This is a genomic window from Mycobacterium sp. (genome assembly GCF_035640695.1).
GTDB lineage: Bacteria > Actinomycetota > Actinomycetes > Mycobacteriales > Mycobacteriaceae > Mycobacterium.
Window position 1 is genome coordinate 1 of record NZ_DASQVQ010000082.1, and the last position, 5,707, is coordinate 5,707.

7 protein-coding genes and 1 pseudogene are annotated in these 5,707 nt (G+C 63.7%); 6 read left to right on the forward strand and 2 right to left on the reverse strand.

Features of this window, described 5'->3' with window-relative positions:
- Positions 1-466, forward strand: a pseudogene (locus VE759_RS09870) (oxidoreductase); the annotation flags it as partial.
- Positions 467-503: 37 nt separating this feature from the next.
- On the forward strand, positions 504-1,127 hold the full coding sequence (locus VE759_RS09875) for an LLM class flavin-dependent oxidoreductase (protein WP_324931082.1): 624 nt from the start codon (positions 504-506) through the stop codon (positions 1,125-1,127).
- Positions 1,128-1,302: 175 nt separating this feature from the next.
- Here the strand turns inward: VE759_RS09875 and VE759_RS09880 are convergent, their stop codons facing one another.
- A complete protein-coding gene (locus VE759_RS09880; protein ID WP_324931085.1) occupies positions 1,303-1,899 on the reverse strand; it encodes a TetR/AcrR family transcriptional regulator in 597 nt (198 codons plus the stop codon).
- 221 nt (positions 1,900-2,120) lie between these two features.
- Here VE759_RS09880 and VE759_RS09885 point away from each other — a divergent pair, with 221 nt between their 5' ends.
- On the forward strand, positions 2,121-3,104 hold the full coding sequence (locus VE759_RS09885) for an NADPH:quinone oxidoreductase family protein (RefSeq protein WP_324931088.1): 984 nt from the start codon (positions 2,121-2,123) through the stop codon (positions 3,102-3,104).
- Complete coding sequence (locus VE759_RS09890) at positions 3,101-3,583, forward strand: pyridoxamine 5'-phosphate oxidase family protein (RefSeq protein ID WP_324931091.1); 483 nt, start codon at positions 3,101-3,103, stop codon at positions 3,581-3,583. The genes VE759_RS09885 and VE759_RS09890 overlap by 4 nt, the downstream gene beginning before the upstream one ends.
- A gap of 92 nt (positions 3,584-3,675) precedes the next feature.
- Here the strand turns inward: VE759_RS09890 and VE759_RS09895 are convergent, their stop codons facing one another.
- Positions 3,676-4,593, reverse strand: a complete 918-nt coding sequence (locus VE759_RS09895) for an alpha/beta hydrolase (protein WP_324931094.1) — start codon at positions 4,591-4,593, stop codon at positions 3,676-3,678.
- Positions 4,594-4,799: 206 nt separating this feature from the next.
- On the opposite strand from VE759_RS09895, the gene VE759_RS09900 reads away from it, so the two are divergent.
- Together VE759_RS09900 and VE759_RS09905 are read left to right on the forward strand one after the other, a co-directional pair.
- Entirely contained in the window at positions 4,800-5,228 is a 429-nt protein-coding gene (locus VE759_RS09900; RefSeq protein WP_324931097.1) for a helix-turn-helix domain-containing protein, read from the forward strand.
- 189 nt (positions 5,229-5,417) lie between these two features.
- Positions 5,418-5,707 (forward strand): nuclear transport factor 2 family protein (locus VE759_RS09905; RefSeq protein ID WP_324931100.1); only part of this gene is annotated, 290 nt, incomplete at its 3' end.

Below are 5,707 nucleotides of genomic sequence, written 5' to 3' on the forward strand. Positions count from 1 at the left end.
ATTGGACGCCAATGGCGACCGCCAGCGGGCTCATTACGACGGGCTGCCGGTCGATTTCGTTGCCGAAGCGATCGCCACCCTGGGCGCAGCCGTGCAGGAGGACGGGTATCAGACCTACCACGTGCTCAACCCATACGACGACGGCATTGGGCTCGACCAATTCGTCGACTGGCTCAACGCGGCCGGCTACCCGATCCAGCGCATCGCCGACTACAACGACTGGCTGCAACGGTTCGAGACCGCGATGCGCGCACTGCCGAAACGCCAACGCCAGCAATCGGTGCTGCCACTGCTGCACTACTGGCAGGAGCCCGAGAAGCCGCTGCGCCAGGCGCTGGCATCCACCGAAGCGTTCCGTGCGGCAGTCCAAGAGGCGAAAGTCGGTCCGGACAAAGATATCCCACACATTACGGCCGATCTCATCGTCAAATACATCACCGACCTGCAGCTACTCGGATTGGTGTAAGCCCGATGTGTGGCGTGATCACAAGGGACGGTGACCAATGGACCTGGGTCTTCACTATTGGACCTTCTCGGCTCCGGGTGGTCCTCAGCGGATCCCGGAAACGCTCGCCGCGGCTGCGAAGACCGCCGAGGAGGCGGGTTTTGCTGAACTCAGCGTGATGGACCACTACTTCCAGATCGAGCAGCGGGGCCCACGCCGAGGAACCGATGCTGGAGCGTACACCACGCTGGGATACGTGGCGGCGCTGACCCGACGAATCCGGTTGGCAGTTCTAGTGACCGGCGTGCTGTACCGACACCCCGGCTTGCTGGCCAAAATCGTCACCACGCTCGACGTCCTGTCCGGCGGTCGAGCGCAAGTGGGCATCGGCGCCTCCTGGTATGAAAAGGTTCGCGAACAACGCCTCATCCCGGGATGGACGCGCTTCTTCCTCTCCAACGAGGTCTTCACCGCCAATCAGTTACCCCAACCCGGTTGGCGGCGTTGGCTGCCCTTGACGCGACTGCTGCCCAACCTGCGTGACGAGATCTGTCGCCGATGGATACCGGGCTACGATCAACGGTTGGACGCCCGCAAACGCGCGCGTCGCACCGCATGGCTACACGAACACACCCAGGGGCGAGCCGCTCAGTTGAAACCGGTGGAAATGCTTTCCCGGTGAGTGCCAACGCGATGGACATCGCCCTCTGGGGGCCGGGATCGCCCCTATCCTCACCACACTGGCCGCGAGCGGGCTTGCCCTCGTACAGGTCGCGCTGATCGTGCAGGCACGCCGTCGCGAATGGAAAGTCCTTCCGGTCAACCTGATTCTGCTCGCGCTGCTACGCGATCCGAACTCAGGCCACGCCATGCTGCACGGCGTGGTCGACAACGGCGGGCAGGTCGTCACCAAGGTTGCCGGACAGCCATTGCTGAGCCAGTTCGGCCATCGCGCCGGTGTACATCGCCGCGTCCACCCGCGCACCCACCGAGTCCTGGCCGGCTTGTGCGCGACAGGCGGCACTGAGGAACATCGAACGCAACCGATCCTGGGTCGCCATTCGCCGGGCGATGAGCACGGGATTGGCTCGAGCCTCGGTAAACAAAATCCGGCCCCGACGGGGGTCCGCAGAGCTGAATCCCAGCACCGTACCGATGCCTGCGCGTGACTTCGCCGACCGTGAACGGCCCGCAGCTCGCAATGCCTCCTCGATCGCTACCCACATCTCTCTAGCCACAGCATCGTAGACCGCCCCCAGCAATTCATCTGTGGTAGAGAAGCTTTCGTAAAAGTAACGCGAGTGCATGCCGCTTTCCCGGCACACCGAACGCACGGACAGGGCGGCTTCGCCGCCTTCGCCGAACAGCTGAAACGCGACGTCGATCAACAGCGCACGCCGCTCGGCGCCACGTTCAGTAACCGGCACTCCGGCCCATCGCGTTGTTTTCGGCACGCGAGCTAGGTTATCGACTCCGTCACATTCTTGCCACGCCCGTGGCCAAAAAGCTATTCTGTCCACGGGCGTGGCCAGACACTCGGAGCGCTTCTGGACCTGAGCGAGACGCACTAGAAGGTGACCGTGCCTGACACCGACCCATTCCGAAGTCGGGCCGACGTCGAGCACAGTCCTGCCGAGACGACCTCAGAACGAAGGACCTGACCTAGGGAGCGCCGATGCTGGCACTGCAATGCCTCGAAACAGGAACACTGGACAACCTGACCGTGGGGGAAGTCGACGACCCGGTACCCGGGCACGGCATGGTCGTCGTCGACATCAAGGCGGCGGCGGTGAACTTCGTCGACGCACTCAGTGTCTTGGGCAAGTACCAAATCCAGTTTCCCGCACCCTTCATTCCCGGCATCGACATCGCTGGCGTGGTGTCGGCGGTGGGCCCGGACTGCGATTGTTTCGTGACCGGAGACCGAGTGCACGGCATGACGCTGCTTGGCGGTTTCGCCGAACGAGCCGCGGTACCGGCGACGCTGTTGCGCCACACCCCCAACGGGTTGCCGTTCGATCTCGCCTGCACCACCGGAACGACCTACCGGACGGCCTTCGACGCACTGACGTCGGTGGCCGACCTGTGCCCCGGCGAAGACCTTGTCATACTCGGCGCCGGCGGCGCCGTGGGAAGTGCAGCCATCGGCGTGGGCAAAGCGCTCGGCGCACGCGTCATCGCCTGTGCCTCCGATGAGGAGAAACTGGCCTTCTGCCGCAAGCTCGGCGCCGACGAAACCGTCGACTACGCCGCAACCAACCTCAAAGACGAGATCAAGCGACTCTGTGCCAACGGCGCCGGAGTGGTGCTCGACGTCATCGGCGGCGACCTCTCCGAACTCGCACTGCGCGCAACCGGTTACGGCGGTCGGTTCGTCGTCGTGGGCTTCGCATCCGGAACGATCCCTCGAGTCCCGCTCAACATCATCTTGCTCAAGGGTTCCAAGATCGTCGGCTACGAAATCGCCGAGTTCGAACGACGCCATCCACGCGAAGCCGAGACCAACCGCGACAGGCTGGAGGGCTGGATCGCCGAGGGGACCATCCAACCACCGATCGAGGCGCGCTACCGCCTCAATGACGCCGCCGAGGCTGTTCGAAGAGCCGCCAGCCGCACCAAGTTCGGCATCACCATCATCGACAACACGAGCGCCTCGTGACCCAGCAACGGCGAGGCAACGCCATCGCAATGACGCCCGAGGAACGCGACGACTTCCTAGCTGAGGAGCGCACCTGCCGATTGGCGACTGTCGATTGCCGAGGCAAGCCGCACGTCACACCGTTGTGGTTCGTGTGGGACGGCACCGCCATCTGGCTGTACTCGCTGGTGAAGAGCCAGCGGTGGACCGACGTCCAAAACCGCTGTGATATCGCAATGGTCGTCGACTCCGGGACCGACTACCTCACACTCCGTGGGGTCGAGATCCGTGGCACTGCCATGGCGGCCGGAGAGGTGCCCCGGACCGAAACCCCGGACCCGTCACTGGTCACACCGGAGCGTCTCTTCGCTCTCAAGTACCTGAGCGGCGGTGACTTCTACGCCGATCACCGCCACGCCTGGCTACGTGTCACACCCCAGAAGATCACCAGCTGGGACTTCCGCAAACTAACGACCAGCGACAATCTCAGCCCAGGGTAGACGTAGCAGCGCGCGGCCGCTTGTCGGCGGGGATCAGGGACGGGCGCTTTCCGTTATTCCCCCTATCCCGCTGCCCCTTCAGCGGAGTCTTGTCAATCATCGCTGCATCTCGACAGCCGCCGGTGTCGGGTGTCGAGGTTTTGTCTCTTGAAGAAGGTCGCGATGCGCTCGATGGCGGCGGCCGACTCGGGCAGCCCCGACGAGACGAAGACCTGCCACACGTGGACTCCGTGTCGCCAGGACTCGAAGGTGATGTCGACGCCCGCGGCGGTGGCGGCGTCTCGCATGCGGGTGGCGTCGTCGTAGAGGATTTCGTTCTCGCCGACTTGGATGAGCATCGGCGGGAGGCCACGCATGTCCGCGAAGATCGCAGAGCACCGGGGGTCGCGAGGGTCAGCACCGGCAAGATACTCGGCTACCGTGTACTCGAACATTTCGCGAGTGACCAAGGGGTCCAGGTGTTTACGCTCCTCGATTGAGGCGCCGCCGAGGGTCAGGTCGGCCAGCGGCGACAGCACCGCGAGGGCGGCCGGAAGCGCCAAGGCCTCATCTCGCACCGCGGCGGCGACAGCGACCGCCAGGTTCCCACCCGCCGAATCACCCAATACAAAAAGAGCTTTCGGATCTACACCGGAGACGGAGACAAGCCAGTCGTATGCGCGCAGGCAGTCGTCGAACGCGCCAGGAAAGGGGGTCTGTGGGGCGATCCGGTAGTCCACCGCGTACACCCGGGCGTTGGCGGCCAGAGCCACCGCGGCCGCGAGCGGAAGGTAACGGTCAGGAGGAGAACCACTGACGTAGCCGCCGCCGTGGAAGTACACCACGGTGCGATCTGGCTGCCCAGCCAGTGGTTGGAGTGTGATGGCGGGCACACCGCCGAGGTCGCTGATCCCGCGTCGAACGCCCTCCAGCCCAGACGAGCCGTCATCGCTCGCTTGGCCCGCACGAAGGTAGTCGACGAACGCGGCATAGAGCTGTGACGGCGAACCGTCTTCAGAATCGTCGGGCATGGTCGTCAATATACGTGATATATCATGCACCATCTAGTTGGTTTCTGCGGCCATCGTCGAACTGTGGCGCAAGCTATCGGCCATCACCGCGAGATCCTGGGCGAATAGTCCGACGAGGAATGGCCGAAGTGTCACGTACTCCATGCCGAAAGCCTGCACGCGATCCCTGGCTGTCGGCAGCCCAGCTGCGGGCTTTCCGCGCATTCATGAGCGTCCAGATGCGGCTGAACTACGAGATGAATCGTCAGCTTCAAAGCCACACCGACATGTCGCTCGCCGACTACCACGTCCTGAACGCGTTGACCGGCGCACCCGACGGTCGCCTCCAGGTCTCAGACCTTGCGGCGCTGATCGGTTGGGAACGTAGCCGAGCGTCACATCAACTGCGCAGATTGTGCGAACGCGGCCTCATTGAGCGGGTTCCCTCGAATGAGGACGGCCGGGCTACCGACGCGACCCTGACTAAGGCGGGCCGCGCGGCGATCGAAGCGGCGGCGCCCGGCCACGTGGACCTCGTGCGGCGCATGTTCTTTGACCCGCTGCCCGACGAACTCCTCGCACCCTTGACCGCGGCCCTGGAACACATCCAGGTCAACATCAACTTCAATAGCTCCCTGCCGCCAACTCCCTGGTGAACAGCCAGGGTTTGAAATCCGCCTGACCTTGGTCAGCCGAGCCGGGAATACGCGCGCGGCCGAACCGCTTGCAGTAAGCGTGACATATCACCTATTGTCGGCGGCACCGGACCAGCAGCGACGAGAAGGACTCTCATGGGTGCAGTAACGCGTCCCCAATCACGCGAACTCTTCGCGAAGACGGACTCGATGGACGTAGACGCGATAGTTTCACTCTTTGCGCCGGATGCACGCGTTGTTTTCGGCAACGGCGACCCGCTGGTCGGACACCACGAAATCCGCACGGGCACGACCGCGTTCTACGACACCATCGCGCGTCTTCGGCACTCGATCGTGAGGGAATGGACCTTCGCCAACGACACCATCGACGAGCTGAAGGTGACCTACGACCGTAAGGACGGCAAGCAGGTCACCATCCCGTGCGTCACGATCTTCCACACCGACGCCGAGGGCAAGATCGACGACTACCGCGTGTACTT

What these genes read in the sequence shown, in the direction of transcription:
- VE759_RS09895 (WP_324931094.1), bottom strand. Translation starts at nt 4,593, where the DNA reads ATGCCCGACGATTCTGAAGACGGTTCGCCGTCACAGCTCTATGCCGCG.
- VE759_RS09875 (WP_324931082.1), top strand. Translation starts at nt 504, where the DNA reads ATGGACCTGGGTCTTCACTATTGGACCTTCTCGGCTCCGGGTGGTCCT.
- VE759_RS09885 (WP_324931088.1), top strand. Translation starts at nt 2,121, where the DNA reads ATGCTGGCACTGCAATGCCTCGAAACAGGAACACTGGACAACCTGACC.
- VE759_RS09900 (WP_324931097.1), top strand. Translation starts at nt 4,800, where the DNA reads ATGAGCGTCCAGATGCGGCTGAACTACGAGATGAATCGTCAGCTTCAA.